Annotated in this window: 26 protein-coding genes; 11 read left to right on the top strand and 15 right to left on the bottom strand. The window is 70.6% G+C overall.

Features of this window, described 5'->3' with window-relative positions; genetic code table 11:
* Window positions 1–151: 151 nt before the first annotated feature.
* Complete coding sequence (locus BJP65_RS06075; RefSeq protein ID WP_055833802.1) at window positions 152–715, bottom strand: TetR/AcrR family transcriptional regulator; 564 nt, start codon at window positions 713–715, stop codon at window positions 152–154.
* Between the two features lie 119 nt (window positions 716–834).
* Here BJP65_RS06075 and BJP65_RS06070 point away from each other — a divergent pair, with 119 nt between their 5' ends.
* Window positions 835–3,492 carry an MMPL family transporter gene (locus BJP65_RS06070; protein WP_070408559.1) on the top strand — a complete coding sequence of 886 codons (2,658 nt, stop codon included), beginning with the start codon at window positions 835–837 and terminating at the stop codon, window positions 3,490–3,492.
* 90 nt (window positions 3,493–3,582) lie between these two features.
* Window positions 3,583–3,768, top strand: a complete 186-nt coding sequence (locus tag BJP65_RS06065; protein ID WP_055833809.1) for a hypothetical protein — start codon at window positions 3,583–3,585, stop codon at window positions 3,766–3,768.
* A 149-nt stretch (window positions 3,769–3,917) separates the two neighbouring features.
* Here the strand turns inward: BJP65_RS06065 and BJP65_RS06060 are convergent, their stop codons facing one another.
* Together BJP65_RS06060 and BJP65_RS06055 are read right to left on the bottom strand one after the other, a co-directional pair.
* The gene (locus tag BJP65_RS06060; RefSeq protein WP_070408558.1) at window positions 3,918–5,357 is read right to left on the bottom strand and encodes a glycosyltransferase; all 1,440 of its coding nucleotides are present in this window, start codon (window positions 5,355–5,357) and stop codon (window positions 3,918–3,920) included.
* Window positions 5,354–5,602: a hypothetical protein gene (locus tag BJP65_RS06055; RefSeq protein WP_055833812.1), complete on the bottom strand. Its 249-nt coding sequence runs from the start codon at window positions 5,600–5,602 to the stop codon at window positions 5,354–5,356. Before BJP65_RS06055 ends, BJP65_RS06060 begins: the two co-directional genes overlap by 4 nt.
* A gap of 123 nt (window positions 5,603–5,725) precedes the next feature.
* On the opposite strand from BJP65_RS06055, the gene BJP65_RS06050 reads away from it, so the two are divergent.
* Entirely contained in the window at window positions 5,726–6,409 is a 684-nt protein-coding gene (locus BJP65_RS06050; RefSeq protein ID WP_070408557.1) for a triacylglycerol lipase, read from the top strand.
* A gap of 51 nt (window positions 6,410–6,460) precedes the next feature.
* Here BJP65_RS06050 and BJP65_RS06045 read toward each other — a convergent pair whose 3' ends face one another.
* From BJP65_RS06045 to BJP65_RS06035, 3 genes are read right to left on the bottom strand one after another with little or no spacing between them, the layout of a single operon-like run.
* Window positions 6,461–8,314 (bottom strand): DUF2207 domain-containing protein, encoded by a 1,854-nt coding sequence (locus tag BJP65_RS06045; RefSeq protein WP_070408556.1) that lies wholly within the window; start codon window positions 8,312–8,314, stop codon window positions 6,461–6,463.
* A gap of 51 nt (window positions 8,315–8,365) precedes the next feature.
* On the bottom strand, window positions 8,366–9,157 hold the full coding sequence (locus BJP65_RS06040) for a transglutaminase family protein (protein WP_070408555.1): 792 nt from the start codon (window positions 9,155–9,157) through the stop codon (window positions 8,366–8,368).
* Complete coding sequence (locus tag BJP65_RS06035) at window positions 9,154–9,741, bottom strand: MarR family winged helix-turn-helix transcriptional regulator (protein ID WP_083285732.1); 588 nt, start codon at window positions 9,739–9,741, stop codon at window positions 9,154–9,156. Before BJP65_RS06035 ends, BJP65_RS06040 begins: the two co-directional genes overlap by 4 nt.
* An 81-nt stretch (window positions 9,742–9,822) precedes the next feature.
* On the opposite strand from BJP65_RS06035, the gene BJP65_RS06030 reads away from it, so the two are divergent.
* Entirely contained in the window at window positions 9,823–10,200 is a 378-nt protein-coding gene (locus tag BJP65_RS06030) for a hypothetical protein (RefSeq protein ID WP_055833824.1), read from the top strand.
* A 200-nt stretch (window positions 10,201–10,400) separates the two neighbouring features.
* Here BJP65_RS06030 and BJP65_RS06025 read toward each other — a convergent pair whose 3' ends face one another.
* Window positions 10,401–10,628 (bottom strand): hypothetical protein, encoded by a 228-nt coding sequence (locus BJP65_RS06025; RefSeq protein ID WP_156784828.1) that lies wholly within the window; start codon window positions 10,626–10,628, stop codon window positions 10,401–10,403.
* Between the two features lie 146 nt (window positions 10,629–10,774).
* On the opposite strand from BJP65_RS06025, the gene BJP65_RS06020 reads away from it, so the two are divergent.
* The gene (locus BJP65_RS06020; RefSeq protein ID WP_070408553.1) at window positions 10,775–11,374 is read left to right on the top strand and encodes a hypothetical protein; all 600 of its coding nucleotides are present in this window, start codon (window positions 10,775–10,777) and stop codon (window positions 11,372–11,374) included.
* A gap of 9 nt (window positions 11,375–11,383) precedes the next feature.
* Here the strand turns inward: BJP65_RS06020 and BJP65_RS06015 are convergent, their stop codons facing one another.
* Together BJP65_RS06015 and BJP65_RS06010 are read right to left on the bottom strand one after the other, a co-directional pair.
* Complete coding sequence (locus tag BJP65_RS06015) at window positions 11,384–12,319, bottom strand: aldo/keto reductase family oxidoreductase (protein WP_070408552.1); 936 nt, start codon at window positions 12,317–12,319, stop codon at window positions 11,384–11,386.
* Window positions 12,320–12,367: 48 nt separating this feature from the next.
* Window positions 12,368–13,711, bottom strand: a complete 1,344-nt coding sequence (locus BJP65_RS06010; protein ID WP_181015993.1) for a cell division initiation protein — start codon at window positions 13,709–13,711, stop codon at window positions 12,368–12,370.
* Between the two features lie 648 nt (window positions 13,712–14,359).
* Between BJP65_RS06010 and BJP65_RS16770 the strand changes: the two genes are divergently transcribed.
* Window positions 14,360–14,980, top strand: a complete 621-nt coding sequence (locus tag BJP65_RS16770) for a DUF998 domain-containing protein (RefSeq protein ID WP_162239396.1) — start codon at window positions 14,360–14,362, stop codon at window positions 14,978–14,980.
* 44 nt (window positions 14,981–15,024) lie between these two features.
* On the top strand, window positions 15,025–15,210 hold the full coding sequence (locus tag BJP65_RS16505; RefSeq protein WP_156458711.1) for a hypothetical protein: 186 nt from the start codon (window positions 15,025–15,027) through the stop codon (window positions 15,208–15,210).
* On the opposite strand, the gene BJP65_RS06000 is transcribed toward BJP65_RS16505, so the two are convergent.
* Window positions 15,211–17,685: a LuxR C-terminal-related transcriptional regulator gene (locus BJP65_RS06000; RefSeq protein WP_181015992.1), complete on the bottom strand. Its 2,475-nt coding sequence runs from the start codon at window positions 17,683–17,685 to the stop codon at window positions 15,211–15,213.
* Window positions 17,686–18,028: 343 nt separating this feature from the next.
* On the opposite strand from BJP65_RS06000, the gene BJP65_RS05995 reads away from it, so the two are divergent.
* Entirely contained in the window at window positions 18,029–19,651 is a 1,623-nt protein-coding gene (locus tag BJP65_RS05995; RefSeq protein ID WP_070408550.1) for a polysaccharide biosynthesis tyrosine autokinase, read from the top strand.
* A 64-nt stretch (window positions 19,652–19,715) separates the two neighbouring features.
* On the opposite strand, the gene BJP65_RS05990 is transcribed toward BJP65_RS05995, so the two are convergent.
* The gene (locus tag BJP65_RS05990) at window positions 19,716–21,191 is read right to left on the bottom strand and encodes a sugar transferase (protein ID WP_070408549.1); all 1,476 of its coding nucleotides are present in this window, start codon (window positions 21,189–21,191) and stop codon (window positions 19,716–19,718) included.
* Between the two features lie 342 nt (window positions 21,192–21,533).
* Between BJP65_RS05990 and BJP65_RS05985 the strand changes: the two genes are divergently transcribed.
* The gene (locus BJP65_RS05985) at window positions 21,534–21,809 is read left to right on the top strand and encodes a helix-turn-helix domain-containing protein (protein ID WP_070408548.1); all 276 of its coding nucleotides are present in this window, start codon (window positions 21,534–21,536) and stop codon (window positions 21,807–21,809) included.
* A 265-nt stretch (window positions 21,810–22,074) separates the two neighbouring features.
* Window positions 22,075–22,257 carry a hypothetical protein gene (locus tag BJP65_RS05980; protein WP_070408547.1) on the top strand — a complete coding sequence of 61 codons (183 nt, stop codon included), beginning with the start codon at window positions 22,075–22,077 and terminating at the stop codon, window positions 22,255–22,257.
* Here the strand turns inward: BJP65_RS05980 and tatC are convergent.
* Together tatC and BJP65_RS05970 are read right to left on the bottom strand one after the other, a co-directional pair.
* Entirely contained in the window at window positions 22,246–22,977 is a 732-nt protein-coding gene (tatC, locus tag BJP65_RS05975; protein WP_070408546.1) for a twin-arginine translocase subunit TatC, read from the bottom strand. The genes BJP65_RS05980 and tatC overlap by 12 nt on opposite strands.
* A gap of 41 nt (window positions 22,978–23,018) precedes the next feature.
* Window positions 23,019–23,264 (bottom strand): twin-arginine translocase TatA/TatE family subunit, encoded by a 246-nt coding sequence (locus BJP65_RS05970; protein ID WP_070408545.1) that lies wholly within the window; start codon window positions 23,262–23,264, stop codon window positions 23,019–23,021.
* Window positions 23,265–23,487: 223 nt separating this feature from the next.
* Between BJP65_RS05970 and BJP65_RS05965 the strand changes: the two genes are divergently transcribed.
* Entirely contained in the window at window positions 23,488–24,153 is a 666-nt protein-coding gene (locus BJP65_RS05965; protein WP_070408544.1) for a hypothetical protein, read from the top strand.
* Window positions 24,154–24,439: 286 nt separating this feature from the next.
* Here BJP65_RS05965 and BJP65_RS17120 read toward each other — a convergent pair whose 3' ends face one another.
* Together BJP65_RS17120 and BJP65_RS16500 are read right to left on the bottom strand one after the other, a co-directional pair.
* Window positions 24,440–24,778, bottom strand: coding sequence for a VanZ family protein (locus tag BJP65_RS17120; RefSeq protein WP_374754283.1), 339 nt, complete (start codon window positions 24,776–24,778; stop codon window positions 24,440–24,442).
* 151 nt (window positions 24,779–24,929) lie between these two features.
* Window positions 24,930–25,094 (bottom strand): hypothetical protein, encoded by a 165-nt coding sequence (locus tag BJP65_RS16500; RefSeq protein ID WP_156784826.1) that lies wholly within the window; start codon window positions 25,092–25,094, stop codon window positions 24,930–24,932.
* Window positions 25,095–25,191 lie beyond the last annotated feature (97 nt).

Here is a 25,191-nt window from a genome sequence, read left to right as displayed (position 1 = left end):
CCACGATGGCGTGGCCGTATTGACGAGATCGTCGCGTGGGAGTACTCCCCTTGCTGCGCACGATTCTACGGGATGAAGATGTGCGTGGGTGGGCTGGACGCCGTTTCGGGCGATGTGCTATTCGATCCTGAGTCCTGCGGCCGCCGCCGGGTCAGGTGCGAGCACCCACGATCGCGTCGACGAGAGCGAGCATGTCGTCGCGATGGAAGGCCTCGCGACTCAGGGCGCGCAGGATGACCGCTCCCACCAGGGCGTCGGCGGCGGCGTCGAGACGGGGCCCGGTGGCTCCTCCCAGCGCTTCGGACAATCGCGCCATGAGAGGCGCCGCGAGGATCTCGGTGCGCAGTCGTCGGCCGGTCTCGGCACTTCCGGCGGCCGCGGCGACGAGCGAGTGCAGCATGCCCTCGCCCTCGGGGCTGGCGCGCAGGGTGAAGAGTTCGTCGAGCCAGTCGGCCAGGTCGATGCGCGCGTCTCCGGTGTCGGGGAGGTCGCGCCGGCCGCCGAGCAGGCGGCCCTCGAGGATCGCCTCGGCGATGACGTCTCCCTTGCTCGGCCACCAGCGGTAGATGGTCTGCTTGCCGACGCCGGCGCGCCGGGCGATGCCCTCCATCGTGAGGTGGTCGTAGCCGCGCTCCACGAAGAGGGCGACGGCCGCATCGATGATCGCGAGGCGCGCCGCCTCGCTGCGAACGGGTCCACTGCGCGGAAGAGCCATGACACACATTCTGGACGACCTCGAGGCGAATCGAGACGAGACGGTGCGTGTTATCTTCGACGGACTGGTCGGAGCCGACGGTGCTCCTCCGCGCGCACCGCACGAGAGGAACATCCCGCATGGCTGAACTGCTGCACCGTCTCGGAACCTTCGCGGCGCGCCGCGCGTGGACGGTGATCGTCGCGTGGACCGTGATCGTCGGCGTGGTGGTGGGCGGCTTCCTGCTGGGCTCCAAGGGCCTCAGCTCGAGCTTCGACATCCCGGGCACGGCATCCGGGGACGTCATCGCGAAGCTGCAGGAGGAACTGCCCGACTTCAGCGGCGCCTCGGGAGCGGTGGTGTTCCGCACCGCCGACGGCTCGGCGCTGACCGACGAGCAGAAGAGCGGGATCTCGGGGCTGGTCGCCTCGGCAGGCGACCTGCCCGACGTGGCGCGCGTCACCGGCCCCTTCTCGACGCAGCAGCAGCTCGATGAACAGCGACAGCAGGTGGTCGACGGCCGCCAGCAGCTCGCCGACGCCCGCGCGCAGGCCGAGTCGGGCGCGCAGCAGCTCGACGCGGGCACGGCGCAGCTCGACGCGGGCCAGCAGCAGCTCGATGCCGCCCGCGCGCAGATCGAGGCCGCGCCGCTGCCCACCGCACAGAAGCAGGCGCAGCTCGAGGCCCTCGACCAGCAGCAGGCGCAGCTCGACCAGCAGCGCGCGGCGCTCGCGCAGCAGCAGACGCAGGTGACCGACGGCCTCGCGCAGATCTCCGCGCAGGAGACCCAGCTCGCCGACGGAGCCGAGTTGCTGTCGTTCGCGGATGCCATCCGTCTGGTGTCGGACGACGCGTCCACCGCGATCGTCAACGTCGGTTTCAGCGAGCCGCGGCTGGAGCTGTCCGAAGCCTCGAAAGACGCCGTCGTCGAGCACTTCACCGCCGAACCCGTACCGGGCGTCGACGTGGCGTTCAACACCGAGATCGCGCAGGGTGTGCCCGAGATCCTCGGCGTCGGCGAAGCCATCGGCGTCGCGATCGCCGCCATCGTGCTCGTCGTCGTTCTGGGCTCGGTGCTCGCAGCCGCGTTCCCCATCGTCACCGCGCTCGTCGGCGTCGCCATCGGGGCCATGGCCACGCTGTCGTTCTCGGGGGTGGTGCAGATGGCATCCGTCACCCCGATCCTCGGCGTGATGCTCGGCCTCGCCGTCGGCATCGACTACGCGCTGTTCATCCTCTACCGCCATCGGCGCCAGCTGCTGCAGGGCGCCGAGGTGGTCGAATCGATCGGCCTCGCCAACGGAACGGCCGGGAACGCCGTCGTCTTCGCCGGGACGACCGTGATCGTGGCCCTGCTGGCGCTCAACATCACCGGCATCCCCTTCCTCGGCCTGATGGGAACGGCGGGGGCGGTGAGCGTGCTGGTCGCCGTGCTCATCGCGGTGTCGCTCATCCCCGCGCTGCTGGGGCTGGCCGGTCGGCGGATCCTCACTCGCAAGGCCCGCGCCAGGGCGACGGCCGCCGCCGACGCGATGGAGCGCCCGCGCCGGGCCGCGGGCTCGGCCCCGGCTCCCGTCGACTCCGCCGAGCACCCGCGTCGCGCAGCCCGGTCCGCCGAGCCTCCCGTCGACTCCGCCGAGCACCCGCGTCGCGCCGCCCGCACGGGGTCGATCGCGACGGTCTCCGCGGTGAAGCCGATGTCGACGCTGCGTGCCGTGCTCACCATGGTGATCGCGACCCTGGCGCTGCTGGTCGTGGCGATCCCCGCCCTGTCGATGCGGTTGGGCCTGCCCGACGGCGGGTCGGAGGCCGAGGACTCCACCGCGTACCAGGCGTTCACCTGGACCGACCAGGCGTTCGGCGCCGGGGCCAACGCCCCCCTGCTCGTGACCGCGGCGCTGCCCGCCGGCACCGCCGAGGCCGACGTGCAGGGTATCCAGCTCGACGTCGCGCGCGAGCTGTTCGCGCAGGACGATGTGGCCGCGGTAGCCCCGGTCGCGGTATCGGAAGACCGGTCGCTCGCGGCGTTCCAGGTCATCCCGAAGGAGGGCCCGAACGCGGTGTCCACCGAGCAGCTCGTGCGCGATCTACGGTCCCTCCCCGCGGTCGACGGCGACATCGAGCTGGGGGTCGCGGGCGCCGCCGCCATCAACATCGACATCTCCGAGGGTCTCGCCGACGTGCTGCCGATCTACCTCGTGGTGGTCGTGGGGTTGTCGTTCCTCATCATGATCATGGTCTTCCGCTCGCTGCTGGTGCCGTTGATCGCGACGGTGGGCTTCGTGCTGTCGTTGGTCGCGACCTACGGCGCGGTCACCGCGGTCTTCCAGTGGGGCTGGCTGGGCGGCATCCTGGGCGTGCACAACCCCGGCCCGATCCTCAGCTTCCTGCCGGTGATCCTCGTCGGCATCCTGTTCGGTCTCGCGATGGACTACCAGTTGTTCCTCGCCACCGGCATGCGCGAGGCGTGGGCGCACGGGGCCGCGCCCCGACTGGCGGTGGCGCAGGGGTTCCGCGCCGGACGCACCGTCGTGACGACCGCGGCGATCATCATGATCGCGGTGTTCTCGGGCTTCATCGCGTCGGACGCGGTGATCATCAAGTCGATGGGTCTCGGCCTCGCGCTCGGCGTGCTCTTCGACGCGTTCATCGTGCGCATGCTCCTCATCCCCGCGATCATGCACGTTCTCGGAGGGTCGGCCTGGTGGCTGCCGCGATGGCTCGATCGCATCGTGCCGAACGTCGACGTCGAGGGCTCGGCGCTCGAGCGTCGTCACCCGGCGCATGACGACGCGTGAGCATCTCGGGCCAGGTCGGCGCAAGCCCCGGTCGGCTCGCGACGGAGGGGGTCAGGATGCCAGTCACCACCCTTTCCGAGGAGGACGACGATGACTGACCGCGAAGAGACCCAAGACGCCCCCGTGATGGACGGTGCGACCGACGCCGGGGTCGAAGAAAAGAAGCAGGGCGAGCAGGAGCAGCGCGCCGCTGACGCCCAGGTGAACGACGACGTGTCGAACGAGGACCTGAAAGACGACCTGCGCAGCATCCGCGGCTACGGCGAAGACCGCTGAGAACGGCGGCGACTCCCGTCCGGAGCCGCGTGGGGGAGGGCTCGACGGACGGGAGTCGTCGGTGGCACCGAGATCGGTGCCTTCCGCGCCGGCGATGCCGGGGTGGTGAGACGAACGTTACGCCTGCGTGGGCCGGATAGGTCCGGATCTCAGCCGATCCGAAGGCGGCGCCGCAACATCTCGCGGGTGCGCCAGGTGGTCCCCCGGAGCCGGTGTCTCCGTCGGGCCCGAGAGAGCGCGCGCCCCCACAGGCGCAGGACCGCAGCCTCGTCGTACGCGCGTGCCCTCTCGACGGCGGCACGGCGCATGCGGGCGAGGGTCGCCGGGCTCGCGGATGCCGCGTGCACGAGCGCCTCACTCAGCGCGGCGACATCACCGGGTGCCACGAGCCACCCGGTGCGTCCGTCGGCGATGAGCTCGCGGGGGCCGTACGGCACGTCGTAGGCGATGGGCAGGCAGCCGGCGGCCATCGCCTCGGCCACCACGAGCGAGAAGGCCTCGGAACGACTCGTCAGCAGGAGCGTCGAGGCGTGCCGGAGGGCATCCCGCGCGGCGGGATCGAAGCCGTGGAACACGACGCCGTCGCCGGCCCGTCGCTCCAGAGCGGCGCGGGAGGGACCGTCGCCGTAGACGTCGAGGTGCACCTGCGCGCCGCTCGACCGTGCCAGCCCGATGGCGTCGACCGCGTCCTCGACACGCTTGATCGGCTCGAGCCGGGCCACCACCACCGTGCCGTCGCGCGGTGCACGAGTATCGGTGTCGGGCACGTCGACCGGATGCGGTACCGCGGTCAGCAGGGGGATGGGCCCGACTTCGCGTCGCACGTCGGCCACCTGCCGTGGCGTGCAGAACACGACGGCGTCGAAGGCGCTGAGCCGCGAGAACACCTCCGCGCGGGAGGCGCGGATGGCGCTGCCGTCGTCGGTCAGGTGGGAGCCGTGCACCACGTGCAGCACGACCACGCCGGCTCGGCGATAGCCGGCCGCGAACCGTGCCATGGCCTTGCTGTCGACGAGCAGGAACGACCGGGCACCGCCGGTCAGCCGGTCGAGCCACGCGGTGTACAGCTCCCTCACCCCGCGCCACGCGGCGCGAGGCGCGCCGCTCTCGTCGCAGGCGACGATGACGCGCCGGGTACGGCCGGAGCCGTGGGCGACATCGCGGCGGTCGCTGACGGCGAGCGTCCCGTCGGCGCGGAGGTGATCGATCTGCTGCACCGCCCCCGCGGCATCCGTCCGTATCCGCCGCACCAGGATGCCCCCGGTGTGCTCGGCGGTGGCCGAGGCCGGCAGGGGCGAGAATCCCGCGCCGGCTGCGACCGGACGGCCTCGCAGCGTGTTCTCGCGAAGCCAATCCCACAGGTTGGTGAGGTGCACCCCCGGGGCGAGGGCACCGCGACGCTCGAGCTGCGCCGACACGGCGACCCGATCGTCGCGGTCGTCGCACGTCAGCACGTGCACGGGGGAGCCGTGGTCGGCGAAGGCGCGCGACCGCTGCAGGAGGGCGGCGGTGAGGCCGCCGTACTCAGCGGGTATGCCCCACGTGAGGACGAACTGCCGACCGCGGGGAAGAGAGGGGCCGCGCGTCATCCGGCGTCGTCGGGGGAGATCTCCCCGGCGGCGATCGCGTCGGCGTACGTGCGGATGTCGGGACCCGGCTCGTAGTCGATGAAGCGGTCCTTGATGCGGGCGTTGATCTGCGCGAACGCCTCGTCGGAGGAGATGCCGTCGCTCTCGCGGGCGATGGCGACGACGGCTTCGCGCAACACCGCGTCGGCGTCGTCGAGGATCTTCTGACGGGCGGGCTCGTTCCAGCGGATATCCGAGGTGTCCATGGCCACAGGTTACGACGGGCCGCAGACGCCACGGCGCGGGTTGCGCGCACCGAGCGGGTGTGCCGCCGGGCCTGTCGGCGCAACCCGGTCCCCTCGCGGAACGGCCTCGACGAGGATGGGCACATGGTGATCGCCAAGCTCCGGACCGGCGTCCGCGACCTCGGATGGTGGGTGCGCGACTACGTCTACGCCGTGCGCGGTCAAGTGCGGGCGCTCACCGGTCGGGACGCCCCCGATGCGCTCGCCGAGGGGAGCGGGACCCCGATCGTGCTGCTGCCCGGGATCTACGAGACCTGGCGCTTCATGGAACCCCTCGCGAAGGCCCTGCACGACCGCGGGCACCCGGTGCACGTCGTCACCGAGCTGGGCGGCAATCTTCGGCCCGTGGCCGAGGCCGCCGATCGCGTCGCCGCGCTGCTCGTCGCGCGGGGGCTCGACGACGTCGTGCTCGTGGCCCACAGCAAGGGCGGGCTGATCGGCAAGCACGTCATGGCCTTCCATCCGGAGGGCGAGAGGGTGCGCGCCATGGTGGCCGTGGCCACGCCCTTCGGCGGCTCGCGCTACAGCCGGCTCATGCCCACCCCGTCGTTGCGGGCTTTCGCCTCGGGCGACGCGACCATGCGCGCGCTCGCCGCTGCGGCCGAAGCGAACGTGCGGATCGTCTCCGTCTACGGTCCGTTCGACCCGCACATCCCCGAGGGGAGCGAGCTGGCGGGGGCGCGCAACGTCCGGCTCGCCGGTGGCGGGCACTTCCGCGTGCTGGCCGACCCGCGGGTGATCGCGGAGGTCATCCGCGTCGCGGAGTGACGCCTCGCGGACGTCGTCCCGCCACCGTCTCGAGCTGCGGCCCCGACGGCGTCACCGACCGCCGCCTCCGCCTCCGCCCATTCCGCCGCCCGAGAAGCCCCCGCCGAACGACCCGCCCGAGAAGCTCCCGGATCCGCTCGTCGTGGCCGTCGCCGGGGCGCTCGCGGTGCGCATTGATCCCATCGTGGCGAGGAAGGCCGTCGACGAGAAGCCGTTCGAGCCGGCGTACCAGCCCAGCTCGCCGCCGTTCTCGCGCACGCGCGTGTCGAGGACCTGCGCCCATTCGCGCTCGTTCCCCCACACCACGGCCCACGGCAGAAGGCGCTCGTACAGGTGCAGCACGTGCGCCGAGTCCGCGGTGTCGACCGGGCGCCGCTCGGCTCCCTCGGGACTCTGCAGAACGCGCAGGCGGTCGGCCTCCGCGAGCTGCAGGTAGTCGCGCAGGCCCCGAAGGTGGTCGCGGGCGGGGGCGCCGGCGTCGGTGACGCGGTCGCGATAGCGCAGCAGGACGAACGCCAGGATGCCGAGGACCACGGTCGCGGGAATCGCGGCGATCTGCCACCACGTGGGGGCCGTTCCCATCGCCGCGAAGATGAGGGCTCCCACCGCGACGACGAATGCCGCCACCGCGGTGATGCCGGCGCCGATCGAGAGGCCGTGGCGCTGCGGGTGGGTCCATCCCCGCGCCCGCAGTTCTGCGGAGGCGCCGGGGGGAAGCGCCTGCAACGCCTTCGCCACGTCTTGCCGGTCGGGCCCCAGCACGACGCGGGCACCGGGCCGGGCTCCCGAGCCGAAGACGGCCGTGAGCACCGCGGCGTGCAGGGGGCTCGCGTCGTCGGTGCGCACGAGTTCGAGCATGAGGGTCTGTACGTCGTCCGCTGACTCGACGATGCGCAGATGGCCCGCGATCGCCGCGTCGAGCAGAGCGGCGGGGATGCCGGCGCCCCCGCGCTGCACGAGTTCAGCGCCCTGCAGGACGTCGACGTCGGACGGTGGGGCGTACTCGGGCACGATGACACCGCGCCCGGCGGCATCCCGTCCGCGCCGGCGCGCGACGACGGCGGTCCCGATTCCGGCCACCGCCAGGCCCACCGCGCCGAGGGAGAGCCCCGCCAGAGCGGGCGCCGCGTCGACGGAGAACTGCTCCATGGGGGTGCGGACGACTTCGCCCGGGACGAAGGTGCCGGGTGAGAAGCCCACCGCGATCGTGACGTTCTCGCCCGCGTCGAGGTCCCGTGCCCCGGCGGTCCAGACGAGCGACCCCGTTGCGTCCGAGGTGCGGGTGATGTCGCACCGGGCGTCGGAGCCCTGCTCTCCGACGTAGCACGCGGCCGCCCCGTCGATCGCCGTCGAGGAGAGCGACGGGTCGACGCTGAGTCGGACCGAGACCTCGCCGAACGGCTGTTCCCAGTCGGTGCCGTTGATGTCCCGGTAGAACTCGTCGGTGTCGGTGTCGGCGAACGACCGGATGGTGTCGCGCTGCGTGTACGAGATGACGTAGGTCTGCACGCCGCGCACGTAATCGTCGTCGCCCGTGAGCACCCGCACCTCGCGGCGCCCCTCCTCGATCTCGTAGGGCACGTCGGCGCCCGACGCGTCGGTGACCGACACGACACGGGTCTGCAACGGCACTCCGTCGTAATCGTCGGGGATCGCCCGCACGATTCCACGGTTCTGATCCTCGTCGGGGAAGCGCGCCACGATGGTCTCGACGACGGCGAGCTCGGCGTGCCCGTCCGAGGTGCGCGACAAGCTCATGTCTGCGTCGAAGGAGTCGAAGGTGAAGTCGTCGGTGTCGGCCGCGGCCGGGCGGGGGATGGCGACGAGCAGAACCGCCAGTGCGAACACCGCCACGAGGGCAGCGGCGCGGCGAAGGGCTCGAGACGGCGGGGGGAAGACGTCCATGCTGCGACGTTACCGCGCGGGGTTCCGGCGGGGATCCCCCGTGAGGGGGACTCAGGGTAGGAGCACCGCGCCGCGATGGTCGTCGGTGGTGAAGGCGCCGATGGCGACGGCGCTGACCTCGACGGAAGACAACGTCATCGTTCCCGACAGCGTGGTGAGGAAGGCCGTGTCGGCAGCGTCCCGCCCCGTCGCGATGCGGACGAAGTGGGGGCGCGGCGCCAAGCGGGTGGCATCCACCACCTCCCACCGTCCGTCGACGAAGGCCTCGACGACGGCGTGGAAGTCCATGGGGGACAGGCCGGGGGCGTAGACGGAGACGAGTCGGGCGGGAACGCCCAGGGCGCGCAGAAGCGCGATCGTCACGTGGGCGTAGTCGCGACAGACCCCTTCGCGGCTGCGGAGGGTGTCGAGAGCGGTATCGGTGGGCCCGCTGGACCCGCTCACGTAAGACAGCGCATCCGCGACCCACTGCGGCACGAGCGAGACCAATTCGCGGGGTGCGGCCCCGCCGAAGTTCGGGATGCCGTCACCCAGGGCGTCGGAGGGGACGTAACGGCTGGGCCGGAGGTAGCGCACGGCGTCGAGCTCATCCGAGGGAGCGGGGGCGGTCGGGCTCGCGACCTCGGCGTCGTAGTCGATCCGCACGTGGCCGACCGGCAGCGTCACGCGATGCAGGCGTCCGCCGTGGTGGTCGACGCTCTCGGTGACGGGCAGCACCCCGGCGGTGGTGCGCACCTGGAGCCGCTCGTCATCCGACCACCCCGAGGCGGCCGCGATCGAGAGGACGACGTCGGCGTCGCTGTCGACCTGGAGCTCGATGGCCGCGGTGACTCGCGCTCTCACGCCGCCACGTCCGGGACGGTCTCGGGAACGACGGCCGAGGGGGAGACGGCGGGGACCCCCGCGATCGCGCAACACGGTTCTCCCGTCGAGGCGCAGGCGTTCGTCACGGCGCACCGCATGCGCCCGAGGAAGGCGGTGACCGCCGTGGTCTCGGCTTCGCTCATTCCGCGCGTGGCCTGCATCATGCGTCGATGCATCGCCGCCAACGTGTCGCGCATCTCGTCATCGGCGTGGATCGTCGCAGCCACGAGCACCTTCCGGCGATCCGTCGGGTGCGGACTCCTCCGCACGTGGGCACTCTTCTCGAGACGGTCGAGCAGCGCGGTGATGGATGCCGTCGACACGCCGAGATGGCGCGCCAGGTGGATCGGAGTGACGTCCTGACCCGACCCCGCAGCCCGCGTCAGATAGCGCAGAACGAGCAGCTCGTTCTCGCCCATCGCCATCGAGTCCTGGGTGCGACGGCGCATGGCCATCTCGGCGCTGCGATACGCACGCAGTGCCTCCATGACTCGGGATCCCCGTTCGTCGTCGGCGCTTTCGCTGTACCAGTACGACGGAGGCGTGCTGCTTTCGGTCGTCATCCGGTCCCCTAATATCTTGTTTGCCTATTCGCTAGTCTAACTAGTAAGTTCTCAAATAAGCAACGAGCAGAGGGGTACACCATGGCCAAGCTTTTCTACGGCACGACCGTCGAGCCGATCATCATCGAGGACCGACTGCTGGCACACGTGAAGGTCGTCGTGGCTACCAAGCTCCGTCGTGGCGAGAGCTTCACCCTGTCGTGGGTGCACGGCCCGAACGAACCGGCCGGACGCTCGACGATCTGGCTGCAGCCGTCGATCCCCCTGCGGTTCGTCTTCGACTCCGAGCAGCCCGAGTCCCTCGACCAGAACATCCTCAAGCGCATGGCCAACGACGCGAACTCCTCGCGCGGACTCAGCCTCGACGGAATGCTCGACGCAGCTCCGGCGGCCGAGGCCCCGGCACGTCCGGCGCCTCGATCCGCGAACGCGACGCGCTCGCTCGCCCGCGTCGCGTGATCGGGGGCCCGCCGGGGGCCCCGACTGCCGCACCGCCGGCCCGCACGCGCATCGTCGCCGATCTCGCGGTGGCGATGCGTGACACAGCGCAGAACCTCACCTCACGTCCGTCGCAAGAGAGAAGCTCATGAACCCCGTCGCCGCCTGGGACCTGCCCACCGAACCGATCTCGGTCGTCTTGATCGAAGACCGGGAAGCGGTCACTCCCCGCTGACGCGCTTTGCGGGCTCGTCCGTTCCCCGCGCGCTCGCGGCGCCTTCCCGGCGGATGCGCAGCGCTCCCAGGGCGAGGATGATCGTCCCGACCACCAGGAACGCGACCTTGGGTCCCGTCGGCGAGTCCGCGGCGAGAAAGAGCGTCGGGGCGGCGAAGACGAGAGCCGCGATGCCGCAGAGGAAGACTCCCGCAAACGGTCGGATCGACGTCATGAGCTTCCCCTCCTCGTGGATGTCGAGCAAAGCCTAGCGAAGCGGGTCGGGCGGCGATCCCTAGCGCTCCCCGGCGTCCGCGTCCACCACCGCGCGGTCGGTCGCCGCGGTGGGTACCGTTACGCGGACCGACGAAGGGAACCCCCGTGCGCCTCCGACCGGCCGTTCTGGCCATCTCCGTGTTTTTCGCCTCGCTGACCCTCGCTCCCGCGGCGGCACAGGCCACGACGGGACCGGCGGTGACCATCGACCCGGCGACCGTGGCGATCGGCGAGACCACCACCGTCACGGTGACAGGTCTCGGGGGCCTCGAGACGGCCACCTTCGGGATGGATGCCACCGACGCCGCGGCCTTCGACGGAGACGGCGTCGACGCGGGCGGGACGACCGCTCGCGTCGCGGTGGTCGACGGATCAGCGACCGTCGAACTCATCCCGACGCGCGCCGGTGAGATCGTGGTCGCGGTCGGCACGGGGGAGTCGACGTTGGCGCAGGCGACGGTCACCGTCACCGCGGCGACGGCGGAGCCGGTTCCGGCGACCTCGACGCCCGGGGCGACCTCGTCGGCACCCGAGTCGTCCGCCTCCCCCTCGGCGGGGGAGGATTCCGCTCAGGCGGAACCCGACGCCGAGGCGGAGACAGGTCGACTCGCGTTCGTCCTCGTTCCGCTGATCGCCGCCGTCATCGTCGGAGTCGGCCTCATCGTCGTGATCTCCCGCAGTCGCCGGGGGCGTCGCGGCGACTGAGGCACACGGTCACGGGACGACGTAGCCCGCGGCGCGCACGAGCGAGTACCACTCGGCGCGGGTGAGGTCGATGTCGGAACCCGCCGCAGCCTCGGTGAGGCGCCCGGGCGTGGTGGTACCGAGCACCACCTGTATTCCGGCCGGGTGTCGGGTGATCCACGCGACCGCGATCGCGAGGGGCGTCACCCCGTAGCGCGCGGCGAGGTCGCCGATGACCGTGTTGAGCTCGGCGTAGGCCGGGTTGTCGAGGAACACCCCACCACCCCGCGATCCCTGCAGCGGAGACCAGGCCTGCAGGGTGATGCCCTCGATGCGGCAGTACTCGATCAGGCCGCCCCCGTCGAGCACGGCCGACTGCGCCGTGCCCTCCATGTTCGCCGCGAGCCCCTGGGTGAGCAGAGGCGCGTGGGCGATGGACAGTTGCACCTGGTTGACCACGAGAGGCTGGCGTACGGCCGTGCGCAGCAGGTCGATCTGACGCGGTGTGTGATTCGAGACGCCGAACGCCCGCACCTTGCCCGCGGACTCGAGGTGGTCGAAAGCCCGAGCCACTTCGTCGGGCTCGACGAGGGCATCGGGGCGGTGGAGAAGAAGCACATCGACGTAGTCGGTGCGCAGAGCCCGCAGGGATTCTTCGACCGATGACACCAGGTGGTCGTACGAGAAGTCGAAGTACGGCCCCTCCCGAACGATCCCCGCTTTGGTCTGCAGGCGGATCTCCGACCGTTCGGCCGAGTCGAGCGACAGGGCTTCGGCGAACCGGCGTTCGGCGGAGTGCAGTTCGGCCGCGTAGATGTCGGCGTGGTCGAAGAAATCGATTCCCGCGTCGCGCGCGGCGCGGTAGAGCCGGCGGACGTCCTCGTCGCTCTTCCCGTCGATCCGCATCATTCCTGCGACGACGTGGGGGACTCGAGTGCCGGAGGGGCCGAGGGGGACGGTGCGCATGCTTCCCACGTTAGCCGGGGAGCTCCGGGAGAGCATGCGCGCCGAACGTCAGCTGGGAGGATCGACCTCGTCGTCCTCGTGCGCGCCGACCGTGACGTCTCGTTCCACCTCGGTGTGCTTCTCGTCGTGTTCGGTACTCGAAGTCGGTGCGTCGTCTTCGAGGTCGAGACCCGTCGACCCACCGCGGGGCACAGCGCGCAGAAGCTCGTTCATCTCGGCCATGAAGCTGCTCAGCTGCTGCTGCTGCCACCGCAGATCACGGGTTCGGTCCTCGGCGTCTCGGAGGACCGACGCCGCGTGCGTCGTGATCGTGTCGGCGATGCGCTGTGCTTTCTCGCGGGATCCGTCGAGGATGTCGCGCGCGCGCACGTGCGTGTCGGCCTCGACCTGCTGCGCCTGGGCGCGGGCCAGCCGCTCGTAGTCGTCGGCCCGGGCGCTGATCCGGCGCGCGTGCTCGAGTGCCGCCGCCACCTGATCGCTCGCATCGGAGGTGATCCGCTCGGCGTGGGCGACCGCTTGGTTGTGCAGCACGAGGAACTCCTGCTGCGCATCGTCTTGCCGTCGCGTGAGGGATTCTTCGAACTCGAGCACCCGCGCGGTCATCTCGCGGACGTCGCGCTCCGCCTTCGCGCGAAGATCCCCCGTCTCGCGAGACACCATCGAACGCAGGGCGGCCGCGCCCTTCTCGGCTTCGGTGCGCACCGCCACGGCCTCGCGTTCCGCCTGCGACACCCGTTCGGCGGCGTGCGCGCCTTCGCGCTCGAGACGCGCGGCGTGCGCCGTCGCCTCCGTCTCGATGCGGAGGCGGATCTGGTCGGCGTCGTGCTGGGCTTCGGCACGGAGGCGGGACTGCTCGGCGACGGCGTCCTCGCGGATGGAGGCGGCTTCGTCGTGAGCGCTCGTCAGCAGGCGCTCCGCCTGCCCGACGGCGTTCTGCACGAGCACGGTCGCCTGTTCTTCGGCGACGCGCAGGATCGCATCGAACTGCTGTCGCCCCTGTTCGGGATCGATGTCCTCTCCGAGCCGGGCGGCGAACTCGCCGGACAGCGCCGATGCCCGTGTCTCGGCCTCGGCGGCACGCGCCGCCGCTTCGCGCAGACGTTCCTGCAGCTCGCCGTTCTCTTCGCTGTGCCGCCGCGCAGCCTGCTCGAGCTCGTCATCATGCTCCGCGCGCTGCTGGGCGAACATCGCTTCGGCGCGCATCTTCGCGTCGTGCGCGTCGTCCGCAGCCCTTCGCAGACGTTCACCGAGTTCACGAACGGCTTCGTCGACGACGTCGCGATCGTAGCCGCGGAAGCCGACGGGGAAGATGGGCGCCCCTTCGTCGCCGTTCTCGGACGCCTGAAGAAGGGCATCCAGGCCGGTCTCGTGGTCGGCGCGGTCGTCGGTCACGGGGTCCTCCTCGGGGTGTCGCGTCCGATCCGGGCGCCCCTTGATTCAACCCCATCGGCGTGCGGGCGTAAGGCGTTCGGAGGAGGCTCTAAGGGGATGCGCGGTCTCGCGGCCGGGTGCCGAGGCGGCGAGACCGCGCATCCGAGAGTGAGCGATCGCGGTGGAAGAGTTCGAATCTTGGGGGAGAACAACTCGACGATCGCTCGATCTCGACGATTGCATCGATCCGACCCGGCGGGTGCGCAGATCCCCCCTTTTTCACCCCGGCGCTCGCCCCACCCGGAGTGCTCCGGTGAATGGGCGCGCCGGCGCCCGTTACGACCGGGTCGTCGACGCGAGGTACCGCCGAAGCGGGAAAGGTGCGGGCAGAGCGAGACATTCAGCAATGCGGCCCCCCGGCTCGCAGGCGACGTGCTCGCTCTGCCCGCGGATCCAGCATCGGGTGCGCCGCGCGAGCAGGCGGACCAGGGCGTGGGGAATTCACCCCGCTGGATCGACAGATCACCTCGGCGTCGGACAGCCCGGGGTGAAGCGATAATGTGGCCGAGCCCCGTTGTCCCCCAGGAGGAGTCGATGATCGACACCGTCGACCAGTCCGCGCCCGCACGATCACGGGTGAGACCGCCTCGACCCGCGACGCTCGCGACCGTGGGGGGATCGGCAGCTTTCGTCAGTGCCGCGCTCATCTGGGTCTGCCGGGGTGTGGACCCGAGCGTGCAGTACGTCAGCCAGCTCGGTGCGACCGGCATGCCCACGGCGCCGCTGTTCAATCTCGCGCTGCTTCTGCTCGCCATCGCGGCGGTGCTCGTCGATCGCGCCCTCGTCGGTCGAGGCGGGGGATACGTGGTCGGATGGCCGGTCGCCACGACCCTGCTGGTGTGCGGGCTCTGCTTCGCCGTAGCCTCGGTCATCACGTGCTCCCCGGGCTGCCCGGTTCCGTTCACCCCGGGCGCACAGGTGCAAGACCTCTTTCACATCTCGTTCGCCGTGCTGGGTTTCGTCCTCGCCATCGTGGCGATGGGCCAGGTAGCGGCTCTGCGACGACGGCCGTGGATGCGCGCGGCGAGCGTCATGACCCTCGTGGCCGTCGGGGTGACGTCGTTCACCGGCGCCATGCTCTCGCTCTTCGGCGGGGACACGGTGCTCGGAGGCAACCTGGAATTCACCGCCGCGACGCTGGCGATCGCCTGGTTCGGCGTCTTCGGCCTGCAGGTGGCGGCCGATGAGCGGGCGGCGCCGGGGCGTCGTTCCACCCGACCGGTCTCCTGAGGTCGCGGGGCGAGCCCTGCGGGCGAGAGGTTAGCGTTGTCGCCGTGACTCGACGACGTGTATGGCAGATCGTGATGTTGCTGGCTCCGCTGGCGGCGCTGATCGTCGTCGTCGCGGTCCTGCGCGGTGCCGGGGTTCCCCTGTCGGTGCCCGGGGTGATCGTCGTCCTGGTGCTGCTGGTCGTGGCTCGCGTCGTCGTCGGTCGACTGCGTCGGCGCCGGCCCAAGTGATCAGGCCTCCGTCTCGATCTCGATGAGGCCCCACGCGTGGGCCGCGCGGATCGCGCTGGAGCGGTCGGACACCTCGAGCTTGCGGTACAGGCTCTGCAGCTGGGTCTTGACCGTGTTCGGCGACACGACGAGGACCCGTGCGATGTCGGCGATCGTCGAGGTGGGCGTCAGGTGGGCGAGCACGACCTGCTCGCGCTTGGTGAGGTGCGGCACGCTGACGGATGATGCGAAGAACGAGCGCCGTTCGCTCACCCGCTCTCGCGCAGCGGGCGTCAGCATCTGAAGGACCAGCGCGCGGTCCTCCGGTGCGACGGCGCTCCATGGACTCCACAGATCGTGCTGGATGCTCAACGACTCCGCGCGTTGCGCGGCGGTGCGATGTGCGCTCACCCCGTTGAGGCGGACGTCGGCCACCACGCTGACGACGAGACTCTCGAGAGCAGCGCGCGGAGCGGGTTCGTGGTGCAGACCCCACTTGACGCTCATGACGAACGCTTCGTGCGTCCGCCCCGCGTACAACTGCGACAGCGCGATCGCCGGCGCGGTGGCCGGAGAAAGAGAGAACGGCCCTTCGAAGAGGGCGAGCGCCTTGCGCGCCTGTCGCAGCGCGATCAGGACTTTCGCCCGTGCGGTGAGCAGCTGGGTCGACTGGTAGTGCGAGGGCGGGGTGCTGCGCGCGCGAACGGCCCAGACCCGGAGCAGACCCAGGGAGTCGGATGCCGCTCCCGAGAGCAGGAAGGCGAGGGCGTGGATCGACGCGGCGTACGGCCAGAGCTCACGTGCTCCCCGGGTCGACGGGATCTGGTCCAGCAGCGCCCGAGCCGACGCCGGATCCCCTCCCTCCAACTGCAGCCACGCCGTCGCGACGCGGAGCCCTTCTCCCCAGGGGGACGCCGTCCAGTTGTCGTCTCGGTTCTGGCCCACGATGCCCGACGCTCCCCGGACGTCGCCGTCGAGGAGCGCGACGACCGCGAGCGCCCCTCTCACGCGTGATCGGCCGGCGGGTGAGGCGAGGCGTTCCGATTGGCGGAGGGACTGCGCCGCGTCGCGCAGTCGCCCCATCGCGAACGCGGTCATGCCCGCTTGGTACCACCCCTCGGCGGAAGCCTCCGGCTCCGCATCGCGGTGGCGGCGGAGGCCGTCGACGAGGAGAGACGCCGACTCCGTGGCGAGAGCGAAGCGCCCGGCCGCCCTCAGGAGACTGATGCGCAGAGTCAGAGCCTCGAGGTTGCTCGCCGCCGCGGCCGTCTTCGCATCGGGGAGGCGGCCCAGTGCGGAGACGGCGAGCCCGGGAGTCTCGGGTGACAGCGCCGTATCGGGGTCGAGCGCGAGGAGCACGTCGATCGAGAGGGGGTCGGTCGGCGCGCTGTCGCGCAAGCGCCCCACCAGGTGAGCGAAGCTGTCCGCGTCGCGAGCCCAGATCTCCGGAGCGGAATCTCGCAGCACCGATGCCAGCGTCTGCCACTGTTCGGCGTCCGCCGCGATCTGCGCGGCGAGCAAGGGTTCGCCCGCTTCGACGAGATGATTCAGCAGGCTCAGACGGGCGGTCGTCACCACCCCCGGCGTACGTGCCGAGATGTCGCGCAACCATTGCTCGCGGATGGGCTCGGCGAGGACGAGCCGTGTCGAGCTCGGCCAGACCAGACCCGCGTGTTGCAGGTGCACGAGGAGTTCCGCCGTCGAACCCGTCGTGGAGTCGATGCCCATCGCCTCCGCGAGTGCCGCGTTGATGAAGGGGGCGACCGCGAGCAGGCGAACCTCGTCGGTGATCGGGATATCGAGCCGTTGCTCCATGTCGGAGGTCAGAGCCGCGCCCGCATAGTCGGCGACGGCGATCGCCTCTTCGCGCGTTCTCAGCGGCAGGCCCTCCAGACGGAGCCGGGCGCTTGCGAGCTGGCCGAGCGCGGGCCATCCGTGGGTGCGCTCGGCGAGTTCGTCGGTGGCGGCCTCGGTGGTCTCGACCCCGTTCAGCGCCAGGACGAGTGCGAGCTCGTCACGTGTCATCCGCAGGCGAGCGGCCGGCACGACATGGACGTCGAACTCGAGAGCCACGAGTGGGCTCTCCAGACCGGTGGCGTACCGGGTGCCCACGACGATTCGCAGCTCGGAATCGGCGTGAAGCATCTGCAGGAGGTGCTCGGAGGAGACGCCGACGCCCTCGACGTGATTGTCGATCAGCAGCACATGCCGCGACGGCCCGCTGGCGAAGCCCTCGGCGATGCGGTCGATGCTCTCGGGCGGCGTGAGGTTGCCGTCGATGAGCTGCACACCGATCTCGGTGTCGTCGTGCAGGGTGAGCGCGAACTGGCGCAGCAGGGAGGTCTTCCCGACCCCGGTGGGTCCGCGCAGCAGCACGATGTCGCTCGCGAGGGCCTCGCGCAGATGAGAGATCGGCCCCTCGCGCGGTGCCCAGAAACGGCTCGTCCGCCGGGTCACGCGCGCTCCGGCCGGAAGGGTGTCCACATCGATCAGCATCGTCATCTCCACTAGGGCGGGGCCTCCCCCCGAAGGGTGGGAGTTCTCGGCGCGGCACGTCTCGGCCGCTTGGTGCTGATCCTGAGGGTGAGGACCGGGCGAACTCGGCGGAGAACAGGTCTTTCATCCCCCTCGTCACCCCGGCATCACCCCATCCGCATCACCCTCTTCTCGACTGCCGACCGGCATCCCCTGCGGTTCGTGTCGTGAGTGTCTCGCCCGCCACCCCGGCCGTCCGTGCCGAGAGAAGCGTCCTCGCGCCTGTGCCTATGCTGCGGGCGACCCGACGGTCTCGCCGTCGCGTCATGCGAAAGGCGGACACAGAGTGGACATTCAGCGAGTGATGCGCATCTTGCGCGCCTACTGGAAGGCGATCGTCGTGATGACGGTCCTGGGAGGGCTGGCCGGACTCGGGTGGAGCGCCACGCAGGCGCGGGTGTACTCCGCCGACGCGAGCGGGTACGTGGCGGCCGTGGCGTCGGACGGTTCGACGGGTGCCGCCCTTGCCGGCGACCAGTTGGCGCTGTCCAAGGTCAAATCGTTCATCGACATGGGGTACTGGCGCAGCGTCGCCGATACGGCTCGACAGCAGCTCGGCCTCTCCGACAGTCCCGAGGCTCTCGTGGAGCGCATCCGCGTCTCCAACCCGGTCGACACCGTGAACGTCCGCGTCGACGCCACCGGGGCGACCCCGGAATCGGCCCGCGATCTCGCCGAGGCGTGGATCCGCGCGATGACGACGCAAGTGGACGAGCTCGAGTCGGGGGGCAGTGGTCAGGGCGCGGTGCGACTCGTCGCCGGCGACTCGGCGCGACTGCCGACCTCGCCGTCCTCACCGAACGTACGACTGGACGTGATGATCGGTGCGCTTCTCGGCCTCGTTGCCGGTGTCGTGTTCGCGCTGGTGCGACGCACCTTCGACCGACGGTTGCGGTCGGCCAGCGACATCACCGATGCCGTCGATGCGTCGGTGGTCGGTGTGCTCCCGGTGGACAAGGAGTTGGCGGCGGGGCGCGCCGTCTTCTCGTTCGACGACATCCGCGACGGGCGCGGGTCGTTCGCCCACAAGGAGGCCATGCGCGAACTGCGCACGAACCTCCAGTACGTCGACGTCGACCGCCCGGCGCGCATCATGGTGGTCACCAGCCCGCTCCCCGGCGACGGCAAGTCCACCACCGCCGCGAACCTGGCGGTGAGCATCGCGGCGACCGGGCAGTCGGTCATCCTCGTCGACGCCGATCTCCGTCGCCCTGTTCTGGGCGGCATGTTCGGGTTCTCGGACGACGTGGGCCTCTCCGACGTCCTCGCCGGCCGCGCGCAGATCGAACAGGTCGCTCATCAGGTCGACGAACACGGACGGCTCTTCGTCGTGGCCGCGGGGCGAACCCCGCCCAACCCGAGCGAGATGGTCGGGTCGAAGCGCATGCAGGCGCTGTCGCGGAAGCTCGCCGAGGATCTGGTCGTCATCGTCGATTCGCCTCCGACGCTCGCCGTCGCCGACGCCGCGGTGATCGCGAGCTGGGCCGACGGGACCGTCCTCGTGGTGACGGCCGGGCGCACCACCGACGACATGCTGACGCGGGCGACCGCGAACATCGCGAAGACGCGAGGACACCTGCTCGGGGTCGTGCTGAACCGCGCGCCGCTCCGCGGGGCGGATTCGGGCTACTACGGGATGCAGTACGGCGGCTACTACGGCTACGGAATCGGTCGCACCCAGAAGAGCACGTGGTGGCGGCGGGTACTGCGGAAGTCGTCGTCCCAGCCCAGCGCGACCGAGGAACACGGCAAGCGGCGCACGTCGGCCGACCTTCCCGCCGAGAACGTCAGCGCCCTCCGCCCCCTGTCTCATCGGAGGACAACGGACGGGGCGGCGGGTGAGGCCACGAGTGAAGTTCAGGTGGCGCGGACGACTGAGCCCACGGTCGACGCGAGCGCACCGCGTCGACGACGCACGACCCCCTGACGCTTCCTCGCAGACACGACGAAGGCGCCGACCCGTCCGGGTGGGCGCCTTCGTCGTTTCCGTGTCAGTGCGCGGTGGACCCGGGAGCGACCACCGCCTTGAAGGTGCGGGCGAGGATCACGAGGTCTCCGATGAACGACCAGTTCTCGACGTAGAAGAGGTCGAGCCGAATGGCGTCGTCCCACGCCAGGGCCGAGCGTCCGCTGACCTGCCAGAGGCCGCTCATACCGGGCCGGACGATCAAGCGCCGGTGCGCATCGTCGTCGTAGAACTCGACTTCGGCGTCGCGCTGCGGGCGCGGTCCGACGAGACTCATCTGCCCGCCCAAGACGTTGAAGAGCTGCGGGATCTCATCGAGGGAGTATTTCCGCAGCCAGCGACCGACAGGGGTGATCCGCGGGTCGTTGTCGACCTTGAACAAGGGCGTTCCGTCGCGCCCCTGTGCGGCCAGAAGGTCGTGCAGGCGGGCGTCTGCCCCGTCGACCATCGAGCGGAACTTGAGCATGCCGAAGTGTGAGCCCCCTTGGCCGACGCGCTCCTGGCGATACAGAATCGGTCCCGGTCCCGACGCGCGGACGAGCCCGGCCAGAACGAGCAGTACCGGGGACAGGAGAAGAACCAGGGCGCCGGCGCCGACGATGTCGAAGGCGCGTTTGAGTACCCGTTGTCTGGCGGAGTACTGGGGCGTCTCGATGTGCACGAGGGGGAGCCCGGCGACGGGGCGGGTGTGCAGGCGGGGCCCGGCGACGTCGGTCAGGTTCACGGCGACGATCAGGTGCTGGCGGCCGGGATCGAGGCTCCAACCGATCCGGCGGATGTCGTGAGAGTCGAGCAGAGCGCCGCCCGAGACGAGGACGCTGTCGGCATCGAGCACGCGAAGTTGCTCGCGCAGGAGATCGGCCTGCCGCTCCGTCCACGTCGGACCGGACGACACGCGCGCCAGGGGACGTATCCCGACCACATGGAGTCCCGCGGCGGGCTGGCGGGCCAGTTCGGCGGCGACGCGCGCGTTCTCTTCGTCTGCGCCGACCAGGACGACCCGTGCCCCCATGGCTCCGGACCGTCTCTTGCCGGCGAGCCATCGGCGGCAGAGGACCCGCCCACCGAGCAGGGCCGCGGAGCCGACGGGGAGGCTGAGGAGGAAGTACCCGCGCGAGAGGTCGGCGCTGGTCAAGTAGGCGGCGATGGCGACGATCCCGAAGAGCTGGGTGGAGGCGGCGAGCACGAGCCGGTACTCCGTGACGCCGTAGCCCACCACGCGGGGGTGTCGGCTCCCCCAGAGGCCGAGGGCGAGGAGCCACGCCAGGCAGAGGCCGACCGACACCGTCGTGTAGTCGACGGCGACCGAAGCCACGTCGACGGGGTGCGGTCCCAGCCAGAGCAGCTGGGTGCCGACGACGGCGATGACGACGACGAGGGCATCGACGACGACGACGAGTCGGGCGTATCGACGCTGCCAGGTACTGCGTCGGGCCGACTCGAGCGGGGTGAGCCGCGTCAGCCGCGCGGGTGACTCGGTGAGTGAGACGGCAGGATTCATGGGTGCTCCGCAGTCCGGGCCCGGGGGACATTCACTGGAGAGCCGCGCCGGGATGGAAGCGGCCGTGGGCGCGGGGACTCTCTCATCGCGTCGGAGTGCGGAGGGCAGAGCGCCCGACGTGCGAGCGCGGGTGAAGAGAGCCCCTCCGGCCGGTGTGGCGGGTCTCCCGCTCGTTGCGTGGGCGGGCATCGGCGGCGAGTTCCCGTCTCGGATCGCCTGGCGCGTCACCCTGCGGCATCTGGGTGTCACCTCGGCGCGGCGAGGCTGCGAGCACGAGTATCCCCGCGATCACGGCATGTTTGCATGTGTATGTGAGCGTGAGTCCCCGAGCAAGCTGGGAGCATGACCGACGCGCCCGATCCCTGGAACGACTTCGTCCGCGAGCTGGGAGTGCGGCTTCTCCGCGCCCGGGCGGACAAACGGATGTCGCAGGAGCAAGTGGCGCACGCCGCGGGGCTGGCGACCTTCACTTACCGCAAGCTCGAGAAGGGCGAGTCCAACCCGGGCACCTCGGCGAATCCGCGGCTTCGCACTCTGGTAGCCCTCGCCGAGGTGCTGGAGGTTCCTCTGCGGGACCTCCTGCCCACCCCTCCCGAAGGCCTCGCTCCCGGCCGCTGAGGGCGGTGTCGGAGGTGTGCGATTTACTTCTTTCGTGCCCGCCGATGTTCGGGTCGTCGGTGTCGCCGGCGGCTCCACGAGAGAGGTGTCAGGCATGGAACGGCGAGTAGCTTCCGAAGACGTCGAACGGCGAGCGCGGTGCGCGTTCGAGTGGTGCACGACGGATCACGGTGCGACGGCCCACCCCGACGATGAGGATCACCGCAGCGAAGGGTGGGGGTGGCTCGGCCGCGTTCGCGACGGGCGGGGGAGCGGACCGGGGGTCATGACGACGCTCGAGGTCGGCGTACTCCGCCGTACCGATGACGCCGCGGCATGGATCGTCATCGAGACCGGTATCGGCACCTCGCTCGCGTTGTCGCCCGAGGCCGCGCAGACCCTTGCGCGTCGACTTCTCGACGACGGCGACGTCAGGGCGGTATCCGCCCCTCCGGGCTCAGCCGACTGAGAGGGCGCGGCGCGCGGCTCGACGGTCGTGCACCCACGCCCACGCCGCGGCGCCGATGTACAGCAGGCACAGCGGCAGGGCGATGAGGGCCATGCTCATCATGTCGGAGGGCGGGGTGACCGTCGCCGAGAAGATGATGATGACGACCAGGGCGACACGCCATCCCCGAATGATGGATCGCGCGCTGAGCACCCCGACCGCGTTCAGCGCGATGATTCCGAGGGGGGAGACGAACGAGATCCCCACCCCGACGATCAGTTTGAGGAGGAAGTCGAAGTACTGGCTCGCGGTGAGCATCGTCGAGGAGCCGACGGGGGCGAAGCCGGCGAGCAGGGTCACGATCTGGGGGACGACGATCCACCCGAACCAGGCTCCACAAAGAAAGAGGGGGACTGCGGTGCCGACGAAGACGACGCCGATCCGCCGTTCGCGCGAGGTCAGGCCGGGGACCAGGAACGCCCAGACCTGGTAGAGCCAGACGGGCGCGGACAGAACGATGCCGAGGGTCATTGCGATCTTGAAGCGCAGATCGAACGCCTCGCCCAGACGTGTGAAGTTCAAACCGGTCAGCGACGGGCCCTGGATGTGCGTGAGCGGCGCCGCAGCCGCTTCGATGACGACGTCCGAGAGCGCGAAGCCGGCGATTCCGGCGAGCGCGATGGCTGCGGCCGAGATGGCGATCCGCCGGCGGAGTTCCGCGAAGTGGGAGAGGAGGGGCATGGCCCCCTTCTTGCCACTCGTGCGTCGCGAGCGCGGGGACTTCATGCGGGCGATGACGGGCCCGACTCGGAACGGTGAGGGAGTTCGTCCTGTGCCGCGCCGGTGGTGACCGGTCCTTCTTCGGCCTTGGCCTTCTTGTCACTGCCGGATTCGCTGCGCAGGATGCGGACCGACTCTCCGACGCTCTTGGCGAGCCCCGGGAGCTTGGCTGCGCCGAACAGAAGAAGGATGACGGCGAGGATCAGGATGAGGTGCCACCCCGAGAATGCGTTCCCAAAAATACCCATGGGGGACCTTTCGATAGCCGGACGGTTCTTCCATGCTCGACGGGGGTCGTGACTCAGCCCGCGGCCCGGGGGCAACATCGCCCGATCTGCTGCCGCACTTCACCAGCCCGGCGCTCGCGGGGTGTGCATCCGCTCCGGTTCATCCCCGTCTGGCGCTCCGGTTGACTGACGCCGCGTGGCAGGTGTCGCGCAGAGGGAGACGTGCGATGCGCCGATGCGACCGATGATCACCAACCGCGTGCTGGTGGTCTGCACGGCCAACATGATCCGATCCCCCTTCGTCGCCGCGCTCCTGCGCACGCGTCTGGCCTCCGGCCCGGCCTCGGTGTTGGACATCTCGAGCGCCGGTACAGCGGCGCGCCCGGGGGACGCGGCGGCCGACGGTGCGATCGAGATGGGGCGTACCTACGGCCTCTCGCTGGACGAGCATCGCACTCGACGACTCGACGAGGGGGTGCTGCAGACCGGCGACACCGTGCTGTGCGCGGAACGCGCCCACCGCCGTGCGGTGCTGGACCTTCGCCCCGATCTCATCTCGTCGGTGTTCACGGTGCGAGAGTTCGCCCGCTCGGTCGAGACCGTGACGACCGCGGGCGGGGCCGGGAACTGGCCCGCGCTCGTGCAGGCGGCCGCTCGGGCTCGTTCCGTCGAGCGACGCGGGCTGGACGACGACATCGTCGACCCGGTCGGCCGACCGGCTGATGTATGGCTGGCGTTCGAACGGGAGGCCACCCGGGCGGTGTCGACCATCCTCGCGTCGATCGCCTCGCTTCCCCGCATCGATGCGGAGGCCGCCGCGCAGGGCTTCATCCCCGCCACGCGGCGGGAATACAGGGGAATGCAGCTGGCGGAGCCCCCGGCCGCGCCGCCCGCGGGCTGGAGGAGCTGAAGTGTTCGACATGGGGATGGACAAGCTGATCTTCGTGGGCGTCATCGTCGGGTTGATCATCGGCCCGGAGCGGTTGCGCGAATGGCGGCACTCCCTGCCGCGCGCGGTGGGTCGCATGCACGCGCTCTATCTACAGGGGAAGTCCCAGGTCGTGGACGACCTGAATGAGCTGGCCCCCGACTGGCGCGAGTACGACCCCCGCCTGTTGCACCCGAAGCGGATCATTCGAGACCTCACCGACGCAGCGGCCCAGCAGGCGCTCGAAGCGGACCGCGACCGGGCGAAGTCAGGACATACGGCGGGTGTCTCGCCGGGTGACGTATCGGCGTCGGATCCCCACCCCGATGGCGCCCATCACTCCGCCGAGGGTGTTCGCGGCGACGTCGATCGCACTGCTCGTCCGGCCGGGGAGGAAGACACCCTGAGCGATCTCGACCAGCAGCGGGACGGTCCACGCGATGCCCAGGAGCAGCCAGGGGTGGCCGGGAAGGAGACGCGCGAGCAGGACGCCGAAGGGGATGAGGAAGACGACGTTCGCGATGACGTCGAGGTCGACCGCGGCGGCAGCGGGCACGACGGCGTACAGGCAGTCGTAGAGGAAGTCGACGCGGCGCTCGAGGTGCACCGGCCAGAACACGATCACTCCGAGGGTCACCAGGTACAGAGCCGCCGCGACGGCTCCACGGCGACGAGCGAGTGACGCGACACGGACGGAGAGCACGTCTCACCGTACGAAGGGCGCCCACCGCGGTGGAGCTCCGCGGGAGCGGGTGAGGTCAGAGGCGCGCGGGGACGAGGAGCGGGTCCGACGAGCGGCTCAGCACCGTTCTGGATTCTTCGGCGTCGGCGCGCGCCATGACGCGACCGAGCCCGATTCCCGCGGCGAGCGAGACCGTCGCCCAGACGGCTGCGGCGATGAGGATCACGGCGAGAGCGACCATGGGACTTCTCCTTCGGAGTCCGAGCGGCCACCGAACGGTGGTTGTGCTCAAAGTAGCGGTCGATCGGGCCCGGGGTCGCACCGGTGCGGGCGTGTCG

Origin of the sequence: Microbacterium sp. BH-3-3-3 (genome assembly GCF_001792815.1) — a bacterium.
Lineage (GTDB): Bacteria > Actinomycetota > Actinomycetes > Actinomycetales > Microbacteriaceae > Microbacterium.
This window is presented reverse-complemented; position numbering and strand designations above follow the sequence as displayed.